Origin of the sequence: Roseomonas sp. GC11 (assembly GCF_024437745.1) — a bacterium.
Classification (GTDB): domain Bacteria; phylum Pseudomonadota; class Alphaproteobacteria; order Acetobacterales; family Acetobacteraceae; genus Pseudoroseomonas.
The window spans coordinates 1-19,397 of record NZ_JANFNY010000051.1 but is presented as its reverse complement, the minus strand read 5'-3'; the positions used below and the strand labels follow the sequence as shown (position 1 = coordinate 19,397).

15 protein-coding genes are annotated in these 19,397 nt (G+C 71.9%); 4 read left to right on the top strand and 11 right to left on the bottom strand.

The genetic code is table 11. The features are described 5' to 3' along the window. Positions 1 to 82: 82 nt before the first annotated feature. Entirely contained in the window at positions 83 to 2,677 is a 2,595-nt protein-coding gene (locus NON00_RS15885) for a penicillin-binding protein 1A (RefSeq protein ID WP_256022862.1), read from the bottom strand. A 259-nt stretch (positions 2,678 to 2,936) separates the two neighbouring features. After that, on the bottom strand, positions 2,937 to 3,803 hold the full coding sequence (locus NON00_RS15880; RefSeq protein WP_256022860.1) for a VOC family protein: 867 nt from the start codon (positions 3,801 to 3,803) through the stop codon (positions 2,937 to 2,939). 142 nt (positions 3,804 to 3,945) lie between these two features. Between NON00_RS15880 and NON00_RS15875 the strand changes: the two genes are divergently transcribed. Both NON00_RS15875 and NON00_RS15870 read left to right on the top strand, forming a co-directional pair. After that, on the top strand, positions 3,946 to 5,673 hold the full coding sequence (locus NON00_RS15875; protein ID WP_256022857.1) for a cation:proton antiporter: 1,728 nt from the start codon (positions 3,946 to 3,948) through the stop codon (positions 5,671 to 5,673). Continuing rightward, positions 5,673 to 6,482 carry an alpha/beta hydrolase gene (locus tag NON00_RS15870; protein ID WP_256022855.1) on the top strand — a complete coding sequence of 270 codons (810 nt, stop codon included), beginning with the start codon at positions 5,673 to 5,675 and terminating at the stop codon, positions 6,480 to 6,482. Before NON00_RS15875 ends, NON00_RS15870 begins: the two co-directional genes overlap by 1 nt. 91 nt (positions 6,483 to 6,573) lie before the next feature. Here the strand turns inward: NON00_RS15870 and NON00_RS15865 are convergent, their stop codons facing one another. The 7 genes from NON00_RS15865 to NON00_RS15835 form a co-directional block, all read right to left on the bottom strand. Beyond that, the gene (locus NON00_RS15865) at positions 6,574 to 6,990 is read right to left on the bottom strand and encodes a hypothetical protein (protein WP_256022852.1); all 417 of its coding nucleotides are present in this window, start codon (positions 6,988 to 6,990) and stop codon (positions 6,574 to 6,576) included. Next, complete coding sequence (locus NON00_RS15860) at positions 6,987 to 8,597, bottom strand: ABC transporter ATP-binding protein (protein ID WP_256022850.1); 1,611 nt, start codon at positions 8,595 to 8,597, stop codon at positions 6,987 to 6,989. The genes NON00_RS15865 and NON00_RS15860 overlap by 4 nt, the downstream gene beginning before the upstream one ends. 148 nt (positions 8,598 to 8,745) lie before the next feature. Beyond that, complete coding sequence (locus NON00_RS15855; RefSeq protein ID WP_256022847.1) at positions 8,746 to 9,783, bottom strand: ABC transporter permease; 1,038 nt, start codon at positions 9,781 to 9,783, stop codon at positions 8,746 to 8,748. Further along, positions 9,780 to 10,889, bottom strand: a complete 1,110-nt coding sequence (locus NON00_RS15850) for a microcin C ABC transporter permease YejB (protein ID WP_256022845.1) — start codon at positions 10,887 to 10,889, stop codon at positions 9,780 to 9,782. Before NON00_RS15850 ends, NON00_RS15855 begins: the two co-directional genes overlap by 4 nt. A 301-nt stretch (positions 10,890 to 11,190) precedes the next feature. Continuing rightward, a complete protein-coding gene (locus tag NON00_RS15845; RefSeq protein WP_256022832.1) occupies positions 11,191 to 13,047 on the bottom strand; it encodes an extracellular solute-binding protein in 1,857 nt (618 codons plus the stop codon). A 130-nt stretch (positions 13,048 to 13,177) separates the two neighbouring features. Further along, positions 13,178 to 13,966 carry an inositol monophosphatase family protein gene (locus NON00_RS15840; RefSeq protein WP_256022830.1) on the bottom strand — a complete coding sequence of 263 codons (789 nt, stop codon included), beginning with the start codon at positions 13,964 to 13,966 and terminating at the stop codon, positions 13,178 to 13,180. Next, positions 13,966 to 14,502, bottom strand: coding sequence for a cytochrome c family protein (locus NON00_RS15835; RefSeq protein WP_256022828.1), 537 nt, complete (start codon positions 14,500 to 14,502; stop codon positions 13,966 to 13,968). The genes NON00_RS15840 and NON00_RS15835 overlap by 1 nt, the downstream gene beginning before the upstream one ends. A gap of 185 nt (positions 14,503 to 14,687) precedes the next feature. Here NON00_RS15835 and NON00_RS15830 point away from each other — a divergent pair, with 185 nt between their 5' ends. Both NON00_RS15830 and NON00_RS15825 read left to right on the top strand, forming a co-directional pair. After that, positions 14,688 to 15,542, top strand: coding sequence for a prephenate dehydratase (locus NON00_RS15830; RefSeq protein ID WP_256022826.1), 855 nt, complete (start codon positions 14,688 to 14,690; stop codon positions 15,540 to 15,542). Positions 15,543 to 15,591: 49 nt separating this feature from the next. After that, positions 15,592 to 16,014 carry a DUF3830 family protein gene (locus tag NON00_RS15825; protein ID WP_256022823.1) on the top strand — a complete coding sequence of 141 codons (423 nt, stop codon included), beginning with the start codon at positions 15,592 to 15,594 and terminating at the stop codon, positions 16,012 to 16,014. Between the two features lie 171 nt (positions 16,015 to 16,185). On the opposite strand, the gene NON00_RS15820 is transcribed toward NON00_RS15825, so the two are convergent. Both NON00_RS15820 and NON00_RS15815 read right to left on the bottom strand, forming a co-directional pair. Beyond that, positions 16,186 to 16,620, bottom strand: coding sequence for a GNAT family N-acetyltransferase (locus NON00_RS15820; protein WP_256022821.1), 435 nt, complete (start codon positions 16,618 to 16,620; stop codon positions 16,186 to 16,188). A gap of 40 nt (positions 16,621 to 16,660) precedes the next feature. Further along, positions 16,661 to 19,397: SLBB domain-containing protein (locus NON00_RS15815; protein WP_370688726.1), on the bottom strand; the 2,737-nt coding region annotated here is incomplete at its 5' end.

The following is a 19,397-nucleotide window of genomic DNA, read 5'->3' as shown; positions in this document are numbered from 1 at the left end:
CCCCGTTATTTTTTTGTCGGGGGGCGGGCGCCCCCCCCCCCCCCCCGCGACGCGGGGCAGCAGCCAGGGCCGCGAAGCGCGCTTAGTAAAGCCCGCCAAGGTTGCTGTCCACGCCGGCCGGTGTGTCCGTCGTCACCATGCCACCCTCCTCGGGGGCGGGGGGGCGGGCGGCATTCTCGGTGCCGGGGCGGAAAGGCTCCAGGATGGTCTGGCCATTGTCGAGCTGCACGCGCACCAGCGCGACGCCCGGCGGGGCGCGGAAGGGCACCGGCGGGCTGTCCTTCAGCGCGGCGGCCACCACATCGTGGAAGACGGGGGCGGCGGTGCTGCCGCCCGTCTCGCCGCTGCCCAGCGTGCGCGGCTCGTCATAGCCGATCCACACCGCCACCGCGATGTCCGGGGTGAAGCCGACGAACCAGTTGTCCATGTAATCATTGGTGGTGCCGGTCTTGCCGGCCACCGGGCGGTTCAGCCCGGCCCCCGCCCGCGTGCCGGTGCCATACTGCACCACGCCCTGGAGGAGGGAGACCATCTGGTAGGCGGCGATCGGGTCGGTCAGCTGCTTGCGCTCATCGACGAGGCGTGGCGGGGTGGCGCCGGGGCCGCTGTCACAGCCCTCGCAGCGGCGGGTATCGGCGCGCCAGACGAGGCGGCCGAAGCGGTCCTGCACGCTGTCGATCAGCGTGGGCGCCACCTCCTTGCCGCCATTGGCGAAGGAGGCATAGGCGGCGGCCATGCGCATCACCGTCGTCTCGCCGGCGCCGAGCGCCATGGAAAGCACGCGCGGCATGTTGGGGATGACGTGGAAGCGCGCCGCCGTCTCCGCCACGCGGTCGATGCCGATCTCCTGCGCCAGCCGCACGGTGACGAGGTTGAGCGACTTCTGCAGCGCGGTGCGCATCGTCACCCAGCCATTGAAGTTGCCGCTGTAATTGCCGGGGCGCCAGACGCCCTGCGGCGTGCGGATCTCGATCGGCCCGTCCAGCAGCTGCTGGTTGGGCGGGATGCCCATCTCCAGCGCCGGCAGGTAGACAAAGGGCTTGAAGGAGGAACCGGGCTGGCGCAGCGCCTGGGTGGCGCGGTTGAACCACGACTTCTCGAAGGCGAAGCCGCCGGCCATGGCCAGCACCCGCCCCGTCTGCGGGTCGAGCGCGACGACGGCGCCTTCCACCTGCGGCACCTGCCGCAGGGCGAGGCGCGCCGGGCGGGCCGGGGTGCGGCCCTGGGCCGGGGTGGCGGGCAGGCTCTCCACCAGCACCACATCGCCCACCGCCACCACATCCTGCATCCGGCGCGGCGCGGCGCCCAGCCGGCCATCGCGCGCGGCGGGGCGGGCCCAGGCGAGGTCCTCCAGCAACAGGCTGCCCTGGCGCGGCTGGGCGGGGGTGGCGCGGTCCGGCTTCTCCAGCCAGCCCAGCCGCGCCTCCCGCGCATCGGCGGAGAGCACGACGGCCAGGCGCCATTCGGGCGGCGCGCCGGCGGGGCGGGGCACGCCCTCCAGCGCCGGCATCCACTCCGTGGTGGCGGCGACGACGCGCGCCACCGGGCCGCGCCAGCCGCCGCGCCGGCGGTCATAGGCCATCAGCCCGTCGCGCAGCGCCGCCTCGGTCGCCGCCTGGAGGTCCGGCTCCATGCTGGTGCGGACGACGAGGCCGCCCATCGTCGTCTGGTCCTGGCCGAAGCGGGTGACCAGCTCGCGCCGCACCTCCTCGGTGAAGTACTGGCCCACCGCCACCATATCCGGCCGGGCGCGGCCGCGCGCCACGATCGGCTCCTGCTTGGCGGCATCGGCCTCGGCGCGGGTCACCGCGCCATCCTCGGCCATGCGGTCCAGCACCCAGTCGCGCCGGGCCTTGGCGGCCTCGGGGTAGCGGGCGGGGTTGTAGTTGTTCGGCGCCTTGGGCAGCGCGGCCAGGAAGGCCGTCTCGCCCAGGCTCAGCTCGTCCAGGCCCTTGTTGAAGTAGTTCATGGCCGCGGCCGCCACGCCATAGGCCTGGGCGCCCAGGAAGATCTCGTTCAGGTAGATCTCCAGGATGCGCTCCTTGGGCAGGGCGGTCTCCAGCCGGAAGGCCAGCACCGCCTCGCGCATCTTGCGCATCATCGAGCGCTCATTGCCCACCAGCATGTTCTTGGCGACCTGCTGGGTGATGGTGGAGGCGCCGGCGGCGCGCCGGCCGCTGGCCAGCCCCTCCACATTGCTGATCACGGCGCGGGCGATGCCGATGGGGTCGACGCCATGATGCTCCCAGAAGCGCTGGTCCTCGGCGGCGGTGAAGGCCGCCTGCACGCGCTTCGGAATGGCGCTGATCGGCAGGAAGACGCGCCGCTCCAGCGCCAGCTCCGCCATCAGCTTGGAGTCGGCGGCGTAGATGCGGCTCATCTGCGGCGGCTGGTAGTCCGCCAGCCAGGCATGTTCCGGCAGGTCCACCGTCGCCTGGCGGTAAAAGCCATAGGCGGCGACGCCCCCCACCGCCGCGCCGGCCAGCCCCACCGCCAGCCCGAAGCCGGCCAGCCGGGCGATCAGCCGGCCCATGCGGCGACCACCGCCGCCACCGCCACCATCTCCCCCCCGGCGCGTCTTGCGGGGCGGGCGCGGCGGCGGCGCGGGCGGCTGGGAATTGCTGGGGGCGCGGTCCCCAACCAGGGGGCGGTCAGCGCGGAGATCGTTGGGTGCCATGGCGCGATCCCCTTACACCGCCCGGGCGCGGGGTGCGAAGCGTGGAGTGGGCATGGCCGCCAGATGGGAAGGCAAATCGCGTCACACCAGGGTGACCGGCCCGGCTTTCGCGGGGCGGCGCCGTGGTCTTGAGAGGGGCTCCGCCCCTCTCAAACTCTCCCGGCCAAAGGCCTGAGGCCTTTGGAAACCCTTTCTGAAGGCAGGTGCAGGGGGCCCTGCCCCCTGCTGGGGGTTGAGGGGGCAAAGCCCCCTCATTCCTTCATCCCGCCGCAACGCCGCCCCGTGCCAGCAGCAGCGGGTTGCCGGAGGGATCATGGGCCAGCAGCCCCTCCGGCGTCTCCACCGCGCCCTGAAGGGCCGCGGCGGCACGGCGGAAGGTGGCCTCATCGCGCGCGGCCAGCGTCAGCCGCGCTAGGCCCGTGAGGCCGGCCGGGCGCTGGCCGGCGCTGTCCCAGCCATTCACCGCCAGATGGTGGTGGTAGCCCGCATGGCCGAGGAAGCTCGCCTGCGGCCAGCCCTGCATCTCCTCCAGGCCGAGGCGCTGGTAGAAGGCGCTGGTCGCCGCCACGTCGCCACCGCGCAGATGCACATGGCCGATGCCGACGGAGGCCGGCACCACCGGTCCCGCCACCTCCTCCAGCAGGGCGCGCAGGTCCAGCCGCCGCGTGCCCATCGCCACCCCCGGCGCGCCGGGATAGGGGCGCGGCCAGGCGGCGCGGGCGCGGTCGCGATAGACCTCGATGCCATTGCCCTCCGGGTCGGCCAGATAGATCGCCTCGCTCACCCCGTGGTCGGAGGCGCCCTGCAACCGCAGCCCCAGCGCCGCCGCATGGTGCAGCCAGCCGGCCAGCGCCGCGCGCGAGGGCAGCAGGAAGGCGGTGTGGTAGAGGCCGGGCACGCCGCCCGGCTCCGGCGCCGCCTCCGGCGCGGCGCGCAGCCGCAGCAGCCGGCCCAGGCGGAAACCGCCCTCCTCCGCCACCACCGGCAGGCCGAGCAGGCGGTGATAGAACTGCGCCAGCCCCGCCGCGTCGCGCGCCGCCAGCGTCACCTCCGCCGGGTGCAGCGCGGCGTTCCAGGGGGCTTCGGCGGCGGGGGCGTCATCGGCGGGGGAAAGCAGCTCGGTCATGGCGGCGTCGTCTCCTGTCCCGGCCAATCTGGCCCCCGCGCGCGCGCGACGGAAATGGGAATGCCGAAGGATCATCATTGAGGCCGCCGATGATGACGGACTCCCTGGCCTGCGCGGGGGGAGACCCATACTGTGGCGGAACATGCCCCACGCCCCGCCCCTGCTCGCCATCCTGGTCATCGCGCTCACCCTGGCCTTTGTCTGTGGCCTCGCGGCGCGGGCGCTGCGCCTGCCGCCGCTGATCGGCTATCTGGTGGCCGGCGCCCTGGCGGCGCCCAGCACGCCGGGCTTCACCGCCGATGCCGGCTTCACCGCCACCCTGGCCGAGGTCGGGGTGGGGCTGCTGCTCTTCGGCGTCGGGCTGCATTTCCGGGCGGAGGACCTGCTGGCGGTCTGGCGCGTCGCCCTGCCGGGGGCGGTGGCGCAGGTGGCCTTCGCCGGGCTGCTCGGCGCCGGGGCGGGGGTGGCGCTGCTCGGCCTCGCGGGCGCCGGGGCCTTCGCCTTCGGGCTGGCCCTCGCCATCGCCTCCACCGCCGTCGCCACCCGCGCGCTGGAGGAACGCGGCCGCATCGCCGGGGAAGCCGGGCGCATCGCCCTCGGCTGGCTGGTGGTGCAGGACCTCATCGTGGTGCTCGGCCTCGTGCTGCTGCCCGCCCTCTCCGGCGGCACGGACGGGCTGGCCCTGGCCATGCTGCGCGCGGTGGGGGAGCTGGTGGCCTTCATGGCCCTCATGCTCGTGGCCGGCCGCCGCGTCCTGCCCTGGCTGCTGAAGCGCGTGGCGCGCGGCGGCTCGCGCGAGCTCTTCACCCTCGCCGTCGTCGTCGTGGCGCTCGGCGTCGCCTATGCCGCCACGGCGCTGTTCCATGTCTCCTTCGCCCTCGGCGCCTTCTTCGCCGGCATGGTGCTGGGGGAGAGCGACATCGGCCACCAGGCAGCGGCCGAGACGGTGCCGCTGCAGCGCGTCTTCGCCGCCATCTTCTTCTTCTCGGTCGGGCTGCTGCTGGACCCGGCGAGCCTGGCGGAGGCCCCCCTGGCCTCGGCGGCCGCGCTGCTGGTCGTGCTGCTCGGCATGGGCGGCGGCACCTTCGCCCTGCTGCTGGCGCTGCGCGTGCCACCCGCCACCGCCGCCACCGTCGGCGCCGCCATGGCGCAGATCGGCGAATTCTCCTTCGTCCTGGCGGAACTCGCCATCGGCCAGGGCATCCTGCCCGATGCGGCGCGCGGGCCCATCCTGCTCGGCAGCTTCGGCGCCATCCTGCTGACGCCGCTCACCTTCCGCGGCTTCGCCCTGCTGGTGCCGTGGCTCTCGGCCAGCCGGGCGCTGGCGCGCTGGCGGCGCGGGCCGCGCCGGCGCGCGGCGCGCCCGCACGGCATCCCCGGCATGCAGGACCACGCCATCCTCGTCGGCTATGGCCGCGTCGGCACCACCATCGCCGCCGCCCTGCGCCGCCACAACCTGCCCGTCCTGCTGGTGGAGGAGGACCGGCGCATCGCCGAGACCGCGCGGGCCGAGAGCGTGCCCGTCATCTGGGGCGACGCCACCAAGGCCGAGGTGCTGGCCGCCGCCCGGCCGGAGCAGGCCCGCCTGCTGGTGCTGGCCATGCCCGGCGCCTGGGAGGCGCGGCAGGTCATCGCCCTGGCCCGCGCCGCCAACCCCGCCATCGAGGTGGCCGTGCGCACCCATGACGATGACGAGGTGGCCTGGCTGCGCCAGCAGGGCGGCGCCGGCATGGTGATGATGGGCGAGCGCGAAGTGGCGCTCGGCATGGCGGATTTCGCGCTGCGGCGGCTGGGCGTGCCCGCCTCCACCGCGCAGGCGACTGTGGATGTGCTAAGGGCCCGCATGCCGGGCGAGGAGAGCCTGGCCTGATGCCCGATACCCACCTTCCCCCCCGCCTTCCCTCCAACCTGCCTGAGGGCCTGAACCGCCCGCATCTGCGCCGCCACGCGGCGGCGGGCAGCCCCACCCTGCTCTTCCTGCACGGCGCCGGCTGTGGCGGCTGGGTGTGGGAGCACGGCTTCGCCGACCACTGCGCCGCCGCCGGATACCCGGCCCTGGTGCTCGACTTCACACGCCACCCGCAAGGGCGGGAGGCCGGGCTGGCCGATTTCGTCGCCGAGGCCCGCGCCGCCCTGGCCACAGTGGAAGGGCCGGTGGTGGCGGTGGGCCATTCCCTCGGCGCCCTGGTAGCGCAGCGCCTGCTCTTCGAGCCGAAGCTGCGCGCCGCCGCCCTGCTCGCCCCCGTGCCACCTGAAGGGCTGTGGCTCTCCAGCACACGCCTCGCCTTCAGCGACCCGCGCCTCTGGGCCGAGGCCGCCCGCATGGACGCCCCCCCCGGCAGCGCACAGCCCGACCTCGCCCCCTCGCTCTTCGGCACCGCCATGCCGGTGGAGGAAGCCCGCGCCTGGGCCGCGCGCCTCGGCGGCGAATCCCACACCGCCCTGCTGGAGGCCCAGGCCCCCCAGCCCGTGCCCCATGGCTGGCTGCATGGCCGCCCCGTGCTGGTGCTCGGCGCCGGGGAGGACCGCCTCATCCCCCATGACGCCGTGCACCGCTGCGCCCTCTGGCACAACACCAGCGCACAGTTCCTCCCCGGGCTCGGGCATCTCATGATGCTGGAACCGGGCTGGCCCGATCTGGCCAGCCGGCTCGTCGCGTGGCTGCATAAATTGGGGTAGGAAAGACGTTCTTTTTTGAAAAAAAGAACCAAAAAACTTTTTTCAGTGCAGCGGCCCGCTGTGACGGGAAACCGCGGCAGCCTGAAAGAAATTAATTGCTATCGACGAAGCGAACCAGCTCCCGCCAGCCCGTCTTGCGGTTGGCGACGCGGACGGAGCCATCCGGCATCGGCGCGTGCAGGGTCAGGGCGCCCTTGGCCCACAGCCCCTCGAACAGGTTCTCGCGGGAAAGCGCCAGTTCGGCCGTGCGGTCGAAGACACCCTGCTTCATCTTCGGGTGCACCTTCAGCAGCCAATAGGCCATGCCGGCGGCCAGCAGCAGCGCGCCGATATGCACGTTGACGAAACGCGCCCCCAGGAAACTCACCACCAGGATGAGGATGGGCAGGGTCAGCGTCTCCGCCGGGCGATAGACCGGAGAGCCCGGCATGTTCATCTTGCGGATATCCACGCCAAGCTGAATCCGGCCCTGCCGGATCAGTTCGCGCAGCGTGTCGAACTCGTTCATGTGGTCGCGGCGTCTCCCCCCGCGCCGTCCGGAAAGGCGGCGCGCATCAGCGCCCTTGTGTAGTCGGCGCGCGGCGCGCGCAACACCGCATCGGCCTCGCCCGCCTCCACCACCTGCCCGCCGCGCAGGACCATGATGCGGTGCGCCATCGCCCGCACCACCCGCAGGTCATGGCTGATGAAGAGATAGGCCAGCCGGTGCTTCGCCTGGAGGCCGCGCAGCAATTCCACCACCTGCGCCTGCACCGAGACATCGAGCGCGCTGGTCGGCTCATCCAGCACCAGCAGGCGGGGTTGCAGCACCAGCGCGCGGGCAATGGCGATGCGCTGGCGCTGCCCGCCGCTGAACTCATGCGGGTAGCGCTCGGCCATGGCGGGGTCCAGCCCCACCTCGGCCAGCGCCGCCGCCACACGCGCGGCGCGCGCCGGGGCGCCCAGGCCAGGGGCATGGACGGCCAGCCCCTCCCCCACGATCTCCGCCACGCTCATGCGGGGGGAGAGCGAGCCATAAGGGTCCTGGAACACCACCTGCATCCGCGCCCGCAGCGGCCGCAGCGCGGCGCGGGAAAGGCCCTGGATCGGCTGGCCCTCGAAGGTGATGCGCCCGGCGCTGCGCTCCAGTTGCAGCAAAGCGAGGCCGAGCGTCGTCTTGCCGCTGCCGCTCTCGCCCACGAGGCCGAGCGTCTCGCCCTCGCGCAGGTCGAGGGAGACACCGTCCACCGCCTTCACCTCCCCCACCTGGCGGCGCAGTAGGCCGCGGCGGATGGGGAAATGCACCCGCACCGCCTCCGCCCGCAGCAGCGGGGCGGCATCGGGCGGCACGGGGGCGGGGGCGCCGCGCGGCTCGGTGGCCAGCAGCAGCTTGGTATAGTCGTGGCGCGGCGCGGCCAGCACCGCGCGCGCCGGACCCTGCTCCACCACCGCGCCATGGCGCATCACCACCACGCTGTCCGCCTGCTGCCGCACGATGGAAAGATCATGCGTGATCAGCAGCAGCGCCATGCCCAGGCGCTGCTTCAGCTCGGCCAGCAGGTCGAGGATCTGCGCCTGGATCGTCACATCGAGCGCCGTGGTCGGCTCGTCGGCGATCAGCAGCCGGGGGTCATTGGCCAGGGCGGCGGCGATCATCACGCGCTGCCGCTGCCCGCCGGACAATTGATGCGGGAAGGCATCCAGCCGCCGCGCCGGGTCGGGCAGGCCGGCGCGCTCCAGCAGCATCAGCACCCGCTCGCGCAGCGCCGCGCCGCGCAGGGGCTGGTGCAGCCGCACCGCCTCGGCCACCTGCCGGCCAATGCTGTGCAGCGGGTTCAGGCTGGTCATCGGCTCCTGGAACACCATGCCGGCCACGCCGCCGCGCAGGCGCTGCAACTCCTCCGGCGTGGCGGAGAGCACCTCCGTGCCATCCAGCATGATGCGGCCGGTGGGGTTGCTGCCGGCCCCCGGAAGGAGGCGCAGGCAGGACAGCGCGGTGACGCTCTTGCCGCTGCCACTCTCCCCCACCAGCGCCACCGTCTCGCCAGGATGGACGTTGAAGGAAACGCCCTTCACCACCGTGCGGCCCCGGAAGGCGATGCTCAGATTTTGGACCGAGAGAATGGGCAGAGTCATGGCTGGGGGCTCCGCCCCCAGACCCCCGCCGGGGTGGCACGGCCACCCCGGACCCCGCGATCCGTTGGCGCCAAACTGATGGCGGGGTCCGGGGGGACCCTGTCCCCCCGGCGGGGCCCGGGGCAGAGCCCCGGCATGCGCAGCATCGTCATCCTTCGCTCCCCCCGGGAAGCTTGCGCGGGTCGAAGGCATCGCGCACCGCCTCGCCCACGAAGATCAGCAGCGTCAGCACCCCGCCCAGCACCACGAAGGCGGTGAGGCCGAGCCAGGGCGCCTGGAGATTGTTCTTCCCCTGGCTCACCAGTTCACCGAGCGAGGGCGAGCCGGGCGGCAGGCCGAAGCCGAGGAAATCGAGGCTGGCCAGGATGGTGACGCTGCCCGAGAGCAGGAAGGGCAGGAAGGTCATGGTGGCCACCATGGCATTGGGCAGGATGTGGCGCACCATCAGCCGCGTGTCGGACACGCCGAGCGCCTTGGCCGCCCGCACATAGTCGAGATTGCGCCCGCGCAGGAATTCCGCCCGCACCACGCCGGTGAGCGACATCCACGAGAACAGCAGGAGGAACACCAGCAGCGTCCAGAAGCCCGGCTCGATCACGCTGGAGAGAATGATCAGCAGGAAAAGCTGCGGCATGCCGGACCAGATCTCGATGAAGCGCTGGAAGCCGAGATCCACCCAGCCGCCGTAATAGCCCTGCACCGCCCCGGCGGCGATGCCGATGAGCGAGGAGGCCAGCGTCAGCGCGAAACCGAACAGCACCGAGACCCGGAAGCCATAGATGACGCGCGCCAGCACGTCCCGCGCCTGGTCATCCGTGCCGAGCGGGTTTTTCCAGGAGGGCGGCGAGGGCGCGGGGCGGCCGAGATCACCGATCGTCGTGTCGTAGCGGTAGGGCAGCGGCGGCCAGAGCACCCAGCCGCCCCGGGCCGCGATCTCCTCCCGCAGGGCCGGGTCGCGCCAGATGGCGGCGGTGGGGAAGCCATCGGGGATGATGTCGCTCTCCGCATACTCGATGGCGACAGGGAAGAACCAGCGCCCTTCCACCTTGGCCAGCAGGGGCCGGTCATTCGCCACCACCTCGGCGAAGAGGGTGATGAGGAAGAGGCCGAGGAAGATCCACATCGACCACCAGCCGCGCCGGTTGGCGCGGAAATTGGCGAGGCGGCGGCGGGTGATCGGGCTCATCGCCGCGCCTCGAAATCGATGCGCGGATCGACCAGCGTATAGGTGACATCGCCGACGATCTGCATGACGAGGCCGAGCAGGGTGAAGATGTAGAGCGTGCCGAACATCAGCGGGTAATCGCGGCGGATCGCCGCCTCGAAGCCCAGCAGGCCGAGGCCGTCCAGCGAGAAGACGATTTCCACCAGCAGCGCGCCGGTGAAGAGGATGCTGATGAAGGCCGCCGGAAAGCCGGCGATGATCAGCAGCATGGCGTTGCGGAAGATGTGGCCATAGAGCACCCGCCCCTCGCCCGCGCCCTTGGCCCGCGCGGTGAGGACGTATTGCTTGCCGATCTCCTCCATGAAGCTGTTCTTGGTGAGCATGGTGAGGCCGGCGAAGCCGCCCACCACCAGCGCCACGGTGGGCAGCACCATGTGCCAGGCATAATCCGCCGCGCGCTGCCAGAAGGGCCAGGACTCGGCGCCGGAGGAGACCAGCCCGCGCAGCGGAAACCACTGCACGAAGGAGCCGCCGGCGAAGAGCACCACCAGCAGGATGGCGAAGAGGAAGCCCGGCACCGCATAGCCCACCAGCACCAGGGCGGAGCTCCAGGCATCGAAGCGGCTGCCATCGCGCACCGCCTTGCGGATGCCGAGCGGGATGGAGACGAAATAGATGATCAGCGTGGACCACAGGCCGAGGCTGACCGAGACGGGCAGCTTCTCCCACAGCAGATCCACCACCGAGCGGCCCTTGAACAGGCTCTGGCCGAAATCGAAGGTGAGATAGCCCTTCATCATGGTGAGGAAGCGCTCATGCGCCGGCTTGTCGAAGCCGAACATGCGCTCGATATCGGCCACCACCGCCGGGTCCAGCCCGCGCGCGCCGCGGTAATTGCCGGCCGGCGCGCCCTCCCCCCCGGCGGGGCCGGAGGGGGCGCGGGTGGTCTCGCCCTGGCTCTCGCCGGAGAGGCGGCCAATGGCGCCGCTGCCCTGGCCGCGCATCTCGGCGAGCATCTGCTCCACCGGCCCGCCGGGGGCGAACTGCACGACCACGAAATTGATCAGGATGATGCCGAACAGCGTCGGCACCAGCAGGGCCAGCCGCCGCAGCAGATAGGCGCCCATGGCTGGCTCAGCCCACGTTTCTGGGGCGGGAGGAGGGTGGCATCTTGCATCCCTTTGGTCCCCGGGGGCGGGCCCCGGATGCAGGCCCCGGCCATCCTGGTCCGGCGCCCGCAAGGCGAATGACACGACAAAACCGGCGGATGGGCTTGAGGGGGCCTTGCCCCCTCAAACTCCCCCAGCAGGGGACAGGGTCCCCTGCACCCGCCGTCAGGGGAGACTCACAAATGGGTTTCCAAAGGCCTCAGGCCTTTGGTGGCTGCGCGGCACTGCCGCGCAGGTGCAGAGAGGGGCGAAGCCCCGCTCAAGGCTGGCCCTGCCGGCTGGCGGTGAGGGCGCGTTCCTTCGCCGCATCCACCCACCAGGAGGAGAGATCCAGCGCATAGCGCGGCGTGCGCTCCGGCCGGCCGAACTTGTCCCACCACGCCACGCGAAAGCTGCGGCTGTGCCATTGCGGCACCACGTAGAACCCCCAGAGCAGCACGCGGTCCAGCGCGCGGGTGCGGTCGATCAGCGCCTGCCGGTCCGGCGCGGCGATGATGAGTTCCACCAGCGCATCCACCACCGGATCGGCGATGCCGAGCAGGTTGCGGCTGCCATTCTCCTTCGCCTTGGCGGAATTCCAGAAATCGCGCTGCTCATTCCCCGGCGAGAGGGATTGCGGGAAGCTCGCCACCATCATGTCGTAGTCGAAGGAATCGTTGCGCACCTGATACTGCGCCGGGTCCACCGTGCGCACCCGCGCCTCGATGCCCAGGCGTTGCAGCGCCTGGGCATAGGGCAGCGCGATGCGCTCGAAGGTCGCGTCATACAGCAGGATCTCGAAGCTGAAGGGCTCGCCCTTGTCGTTGACGAGGCGGCGCTCCTTCACCGTCCATCCCGCCTCGCGCAGCAGGGCCAGCGCCTTGCGCGCATTCTCGCGGTTGTTGTTGGTGCCGTCCGAGACCGGCAGGCGGAACTCGGTGGTGAAGACCTCCTCCGGCACGCGGCCACGGAAGGCGGAGAGCACCATCAATTCCCCTTCCGAGGGCAGGCCCGTCGCCGCCAGCTCGGAATTGGAGAAATAGGAGCTGGTGCGCGTGTAGCTGCCGTAGAAGAGGTTGGCGTTCATCCACTCGAAATCAAAGACGAGGCCCAGCGCCTCCCGCACCCGGCGGTCCTGGAAGAAGGGCCGGCGCAGATTGAGGGCGAAGCACTGCATGCCGGTGGGGATCTCGTTCGGGATCTCCTCCTTCTTCACCAGCCCGCGCTGCAGGGCCGGGAAGTCGTAGGCGGTGGCCCAGAGCCGCGCCACATTCTCCTGCCGCAGCTCCACCTGCCCGGCCTTGAAGGCCTCCAGCATCACCGTGGTGTCGCGGAAATACTCGAAGCGCAGCAGATCGGCATTGTGGGTGCCCTTGCGCGTCGGCAGGTCGCGCCCCCAGTAATCGGCCACGCGGCGATAGGTGATGCTGCGCCCCGGCTCGAACTTCTCGATCCGGTAAGGGCCGGAGCCGAGCGGGATGGTCAGGCTCGGCTGGGTGAAGTCACGCCCCTCCCAGCCATGCTTCGGCAGCACCGGAAGCTGGCCGATGATCTGCGACAGCTCGCGGTTCTCGCTGGTCCTGAAGCGGAAGGTGACGCGCCGCGCATCCTCCGCCACCGCCTCCGCCACATCGCCCCAGTAGGAGCGGTAGGAGGGGTGGCCCTTCTCGCGCAGCGTGTCGAAGCTCCACACCACATCGGCGGCGGTGATCGGCTGGCCATCATGCCAGCGCGCCTTCGCGTTCAGCAGGAAGGTGACGCTGAGGCCATCGCGCGGCAGGTCCACCGCCTCCGCCAGCAGGCCGTATTCGGTGCTGGCCTCGTCCAGGCTCTGCACCATCAGCGTGTCGTAGAGCAGGCCGAGGCCGATGGCCGGCGTGCCGCGCAGGATATAGGCGTGCAGCGAATCGAAGCTGCCCTGCGCCGCCCGCACCATCTCCCCGCCCTTCGGCGCGTTCGGGTTCACCCAGGGCCAGTGCGGGAAATCCGCCGGCAGGGCGGGTTCGCCCAGCAGGGACAGCGCATGGGTCCGGCGCGCCTCAGAGGCTGGCGCGGCCGGCTGCTGGGCCTGCGCGCGCGGCAGGGCCACGGAAGAGGCCAGGACAAGACCGGTGGAGAGCAGGTGACGTCGGCGCATGCCCATAGGATGAGGGCTCGCCCCCGCCGCGACAACCATTCCCTGCCGGGAGATCTGTTTTGAAAAAGGGAGGCGTGAGAGAAAAAAAGCTCGGGGGCATGAATTCCCCCGAACCCCCTTCTTTTTTCTTTCAGTCGGCCAGAAGGGCCGTCACCGCCGGCAGGAGCGACGGGTCGCCCAGGGCCAGGGCCTCGCCAGGGCCGTCCAGGCGCATCGGGCGGCCCTGCCAGTCGGTCAGGCTGCCGCCGGCCGATTCGATCACCGGTTGCAGGGCAACCCAGTCCCAGGGCTTCAGGTCGCCCTCGGCGATCACATCCACCAGGCCCAGCGCCAGCAGGCCATAGGCATAGCAGTCGCCGCCCCAGGTGACGCGGCGCACCGCCTGCCGCAGCCGGGCATGGCGCGGCGCCTGCGCCGCATCCAGCATCTCCGGGCTGGTGCAGGAGAGTTCCGCCTCGGCCAGGCTGGCACAGGCGCGCACCTTCGGCGTGCCGCCCATCGGGCTGCGGAAGGCAAGCGGGCGGCCCGCGACGCCGATCCAGCGCTCCCCGGTCGAGGGCTGGTCGATCAGCCCGAGCACCGGCCTGCCCCTGTGCAGCAGGCCGATCAGGCTGCCGAAAAGCGGGCGGCCGGTGACGAAGGCGCGCGTGCCATCGATCGGGTCCACCACCCAGACATATTCAGCCTCGGGGCGGTCGGCGCCATATTCCTCGCCGATCACGCCATGCTGCGGAAACCGCTCGGCCAGCAGGGCGCGGATGCTGCGCTCGGCGGCCTTGTCCGCTTCCGTCACCGGGCTGGCATCGCCCTTGGCCTCGACCAGCAGCGCGGAACGGAAGAGGGGGCGGATGACCGCCCCCGCGACATCGGCGGCGGCTTCTGCCGCCGCGACCAGCACCTCCATCAGGGGCGCCTCCATCAGGGCAGCGGCTTCGGGCTGGCCGAGAGGCTGCGCAGATAGGCGATGACATCGGCGCGCTGCTTCACGTCGCGGATGCCGGCGAAGGCCATGCGCGTGCCCTTCACGGCGCGCGCCGGGGCGGCCAGGAACTCGTTCAGCGCGGCATAGTCCCACTCCTTGTCGGCGAGCGCCTTGATCGCCGGGGAGTAGTTGAAATTGTCCAGATGGGCATGGTGGTTGCCGACCACGCCGTAAAGGTTCGGACCCACCTTGTTGGCGCCGCCCTGCTCGAAGCTGTGGCAGGAGGCGCAGAGGCGGCCAGCCAGCTGCTTGCCCGTATCAGCGCTGGCCGCGGCCAGCAGCGGCTCGACGGGGTCCAGGGCCTGCTCGGCGGCGGGCGCGGCGGCGGCCGGCTGGCCGACACCCTCGATCGCGATGGCCGGCTTTTCCAGGCGCTTCGGATGGACCACAGTCTCGCCCACCAGACCCGTCACCATGAAGGCAATCCCGGCGGTGAGGACGGCCGCGAACGCCTTGTTGACCTCCAAGCTCATGCTGCCGATCCATCCCTGAATTTGAACTGTCCGTCGAATCGATCCGGCCGAGGGGCGTGGTTTGCACGCGGCAGGGGCCTCGACTAGAAGCGTCCGGACCATAGTGGCAGAGAACGGGCGCTTCAACCCGTAGCCCCACGCCATCAGAACGATCCACGGTCGAAAGACGGAACGAGAGCCAGCCGATGAGTGGTGTGATCGCCTTCCAGGGCATGCCGGGCGCCTATTCGGACCTCGCCTGCCGCAGCGCCTATCCCGGCTGGACGACGCTTCCCTGCCCCAGCTTCGAGGCCGCCATGGCCGCGGTGCGCGAGGGCCGGGCCCAGCTCGCCATGCTCCCCTGCGAGAATTCCCTCGCCGGCCGCGTGCCCGACATCCACCGCCTGCTGCCCGATTCCGGCCTCCACACCGTGGGCGAGCACTACCAGCGCGTCGAGCACTGCCTGCTGGCCCACAAGGGCGCCACCCTGGCTGGGCTGAAGCGCGCCCACAGCCACCCCGTCGCCCTCGGCCAGGTGCTCAACCTGCTGCGCGACATGAAGCTGGAGCCGGTGATCGAGGCCGACACCGCCGGCGCCGCCAAGCTGCTGGCCGAGACGCCCAGCCTGGAGGATGCCGCCATCGCCTCCTCCCTCGCCGCCGAGATCTACGGCCTTGAGATCCTGCGCCACAATGTCGAGGACGCGGCGCACAACACCACCCGCTTCTATGTGATGTCCGCCACCCCGGCCGCGCCGCCGGTGGAGATCGCCAACCCCGTCACCACCTTCGTCTTCCGCGTCCGCAACATCCCGGCCGCGCTCTACAAGGCGCTCGGCGGCTTCGCCACCAACGGCGTGAACATGACCAAGCTGGAAAGCTACATGCTCGACGGCCGCTTCACCGCCACGCAGTTCCTCTGCGACGTCGATGGCCACCCGGAGCATCCCGGCCTGAAGCGCGCCCTCGAGGAACTCGCCTTCTTCTCCCGCGAGCTGAAGGTGCTCGGCACCTACCCGGCGCATCCCTACCGGCTGGGCCAGGCGGCGGACGCGGACTGAACCGCCCCCCCTCAGCCACCCGCCCCACCAGCCCAGAAGGACCAAGACCTTGGCCGATATCCTGATCGACATTGGTGGCGAGATCTTCCACGCCGATTTCGAGGAAGCCGCCGCCCCGCGCACCGTCGCCCGCTTCCGCACCCTGCTGCCCTATGAGGACCGCATCATCCATGTCCGCTGGTCCGGCGAGGCCTGCTGGATCCCGATGGGCGAGCGCGACCTCGGCATCGGCTACGAAAACGCCACCTCCTACCCGGCGCCGGGCCAGATCATCGTCCACCCGGGCGGCATGAGCGAAACCGAGATCCTGGTGGCCTATGGCCCCTGCTGCTTCGCCAGCAAGGCCGGCCAGCTCGCCGGCAACCACTTCCTCACCATCAAGGGCGACCTCGACAAGCTCGCCAAGGTCTGCCGCTCCGTCCTGTGGGACGGCAACAAGCCGATTTCCTTCCGGCTGCCGCCGGCGCGCTGAGACGCGCTGAGAAAAGTCCCAATCTTCTTTTTCTGAAGAAAAAGAAGCAAAAAGACTTTTTTCAGGCTGCCGCCGTCCCGTTGCCAGGCGGGACGCCACACTGATGGCGGGGTTCGGGGTGGCCCTGCCACCCCGGCGGAGGGGTATGGGGAGGCAGAGCCACCCCATCTCTCACGCCCCGCGCCGCTTGCGCATCACGCGGTGCGGAATGCCCACATCCAGATATTCCTCGCCCTCCGCCACGTAGCCGAGTCGCTCGTAAAAAGGGATGGCGTGGGTCTGGGCTTCCAGCACCATCTCCGCCACGCCGGCCAGGGCCTCCTCCGCCTCAACCGCCCGCATCAGGGCGAGGCCAAGCCCGGTGCCGCGCGCCGCCCGCCGCACCGCGACGCGCCCGACCTTCGCCACCCGCCCGCCTTCCTTCAGCACCACCCGCGCGGTGCCAAGCGGCTCTCCGTCGCGGCTCGCCAGGAAGTGGAGGGCGCTGGCGTCCAGTTCGTCATATTCCATCTCCTCCGGCACCTGCTGTTCCACCACGAAGACCTCGCGGCGGATGGCGAGGCAGGCGCCGAGATCGGCGGGGGAGGTGGCGCGGGCGATGATCATGCGGCGGTCCCGGTTCTGGCTTGGGCCGGGTGTTCTTCCCTCACTTCGCGTTCTTGGCAATCACCGCCAGGGCGGCGGCGCTGATCGAAAGCTGCCCCAGCGTCTGCGTCAGGTCGCGCAGGAAGCCCCAGCTCTCGAAGGGCGAGGGGTCCTGTGGCACGACCACCAGCGAGCCCGGCGGCACCGGCGGCCCGCCCGCCTGCCAGGCGCCCAGCCCCGCCGGGGTGGACTGCCCGTTGGGCAGCACGACGAAAGCGCGGCTGCCATCGGCGAAGCGCTGCGTCCCGCCGGAAGCCCGCACATAATCGGCGGCGCGCCAGCCGCTGGTGAATTGCAGGCTGCCCGGGTTCAGCACCGCGCCCACCACCGTCACCTCGTTCGGCCGCTTGGGAATGGCGATGAGGTCGCCCGGCTCCAGCAGCACATCCAGTTCCGGCCGCGCGGCGAGGATGACGGGGTTGGCCTCCACCACCATCCGCCCGGCGGCCCGCGCGCTGCGCAGGGCGGAGGCCAGTTCCCGCCCGGCGGTGATGGCGCCGCCCAGGTCGCCCCCCGCCGTATTGCCACCCCGCCCGCCGCCGGACACGGCCTGCCCCGCCGCCACCTGGAGCAGGCTCTGCTCCAGCTCCCGCGCGCTGCGGTCCAGCCCGTCCTGCTGGCGCTGCCGCACGCTCTCCCGCGTGAAGACGGCGCCATAGGGATAGGCCTGCGGCGACAGCCCGCCGGCACGGGTGATCAGCTCCGACAGGCGCTCGCCCCGGCGGATGTCATAGATGCCCGGGCGCAGGAACTCGCCCACCAGGGTGACGGGGCCGCTGTCGCGGTCGCCAAAGCCGCGCGGCAGGCGGATGGCATCGCGCGGGGAGAGGCGGACGGCGGCGAAATTGCCGCTGCGCAGGTCGAGCAGCGTGCGCGAGAGCGGGATGGCCCCCGCCTGCTCCAGCGGCTCGCGCGAGAGTTCGACGGCGGAGAGGTCCACCGTCTCCGTCACCCCCCCGGCGGCGGCCAGCACCTGGTCCAGCCCCGTGTCGTCAAGGATGGGGTAGAGGCCGGGCAGCCGCGCATCGCCCGAGATCAGCACCGCCTGGTCCAGCAGGTAGGGCAGCAGGGTGGGATAGTCGAGGAAGACCGGCGGGCAGGGCGGCGCGCCGAGATCGGGGAAGCCCGCGCCGCGCACATGGGCGAAGCGCACCGGGGAGGAGCGCGCGGCGATGGCGAGCGATTGCAGCGCCGGGCATTCCGGCCCGGCCTCGCCGCGCAGGGCGCGCTGCACCGGCGGGCTGGCCAGCCACTGGATATCCGCCTGGGAGAGCAGGATCACCTCATCCCCCGGCCGCAGCGGCAGCCCGGCCGGGCGCTGCAGCACGCGGCCGAGGTCGAAGGCCTCGAAGCGCCGGGTGCGCATGCGCTCATCGGTGCGCCAGATCAGGCCCATCCGCAGATAGGGGTCGGGGCGGACGATCATCGGGTCGGCCAGCAGGGTGGCGAGGCCGCCGGCGCTGGCGGCGCGCAGCACCGGGGCGACGACATGGCCGACCAGCCGCACCTGCCCGGAGAGCACATCGGCCCCCGGCTGCACCAGCACGGCATCGCCGCGCCGCAGCCGCGCCTGCGGCCCGATCTCGGAGAGGGCACGGCGCCCCTGGGCATCGGTGCCCTGCAACAGGAAGCGGTTGCCGGCCGGGCGCAGCGCCTGCCCGGCGAGCCGCAGCAGCGTGGCGAGCGGCGCCGCATCGGCCCCCGCCGGCAGCTCATAGATGCCGGGCCGCGTCACCTCCCCCCCGAGCGCGACGACGGGGCCGAGCGGTGGCACCACCAGCCGCTCCCCCTCGCGCAGGGCGAGGTCCGGGCTGCCCGGCTCGGTGCCCAGCACGCTGTAGAGGTCGATGGCGCGGCTGCCACGCGGCCCCTCGATGCGCAGGGCGCGCAGGCTGCCGGTTTTCTTCACCCCCCCGGCCAGGGCCAGGGCATCGAGGACGGAGGCCAGGGCGGGCAGCGGGTAGAGGCCGGGCCGCACCACCTCGCCCGCGACGAAAACGCCGATCTGCCGCAGCTGGCCCAGGCTGACAAAGGCTTCCGAGCCGCCGAGTTCCCGCGCCACGCGCGCCTCGACCTCGGCGCGCAGCTCGCCCAGGCTGCGCCCGGCGGCGGCGATGGGCGGCAGGTCCGGCAGCACCAGCATGCCATCGCGCCCGACGCGCAGGCTCACACCCTGGCGCGAGCGGCCGCGGATGTTGATCAGCACCTCGTCATCCCGGCCCAGGATGTAGTCGTCCGGCACCTGGGCGAGCGGCGCCTGGGCGGGCGGCGCGGCGGCGAGATCACGGAACGTGTCGTAGCCGAACTGGCGCAGCGGCGCGGCGGCATTCTCCAGCCGCGCGGCGAAGAAGGCCTCGGCCTGGGAGAGCGGCTCGGGCGGGGTGGCGGGGGCGGCGCCCGCCGCCCCGGTTCCGGGGAACGCGGCTCCGGGGAGCGTGCTTCCGGGCAGGGCGCCCCCCAGGGCGGGGTGGAGGGCGGGGTGGGGGGCCGTCAGCACCGGCGGGGCGGAGGGCTGGGCCACCGCCGGGCCGCGCGTCACGCCACCGCCGCCGCCGGCGTCGAGCAGGCGCTGGAGGATGTCCTGCTGCAAAGCGGGCGGGATATTGGGCAGCGGCAGGCTGGAACCGCCACCGCCGCCGCCGAGCAGCCCGGGCGGCACCGGCTGGGCGCGCGGCGGTGGCGCGGGGGGCAGCAGCAGCAGCAGGGCGAGGGCGGCGCGCAGCCGCGCCGGCCAGCGC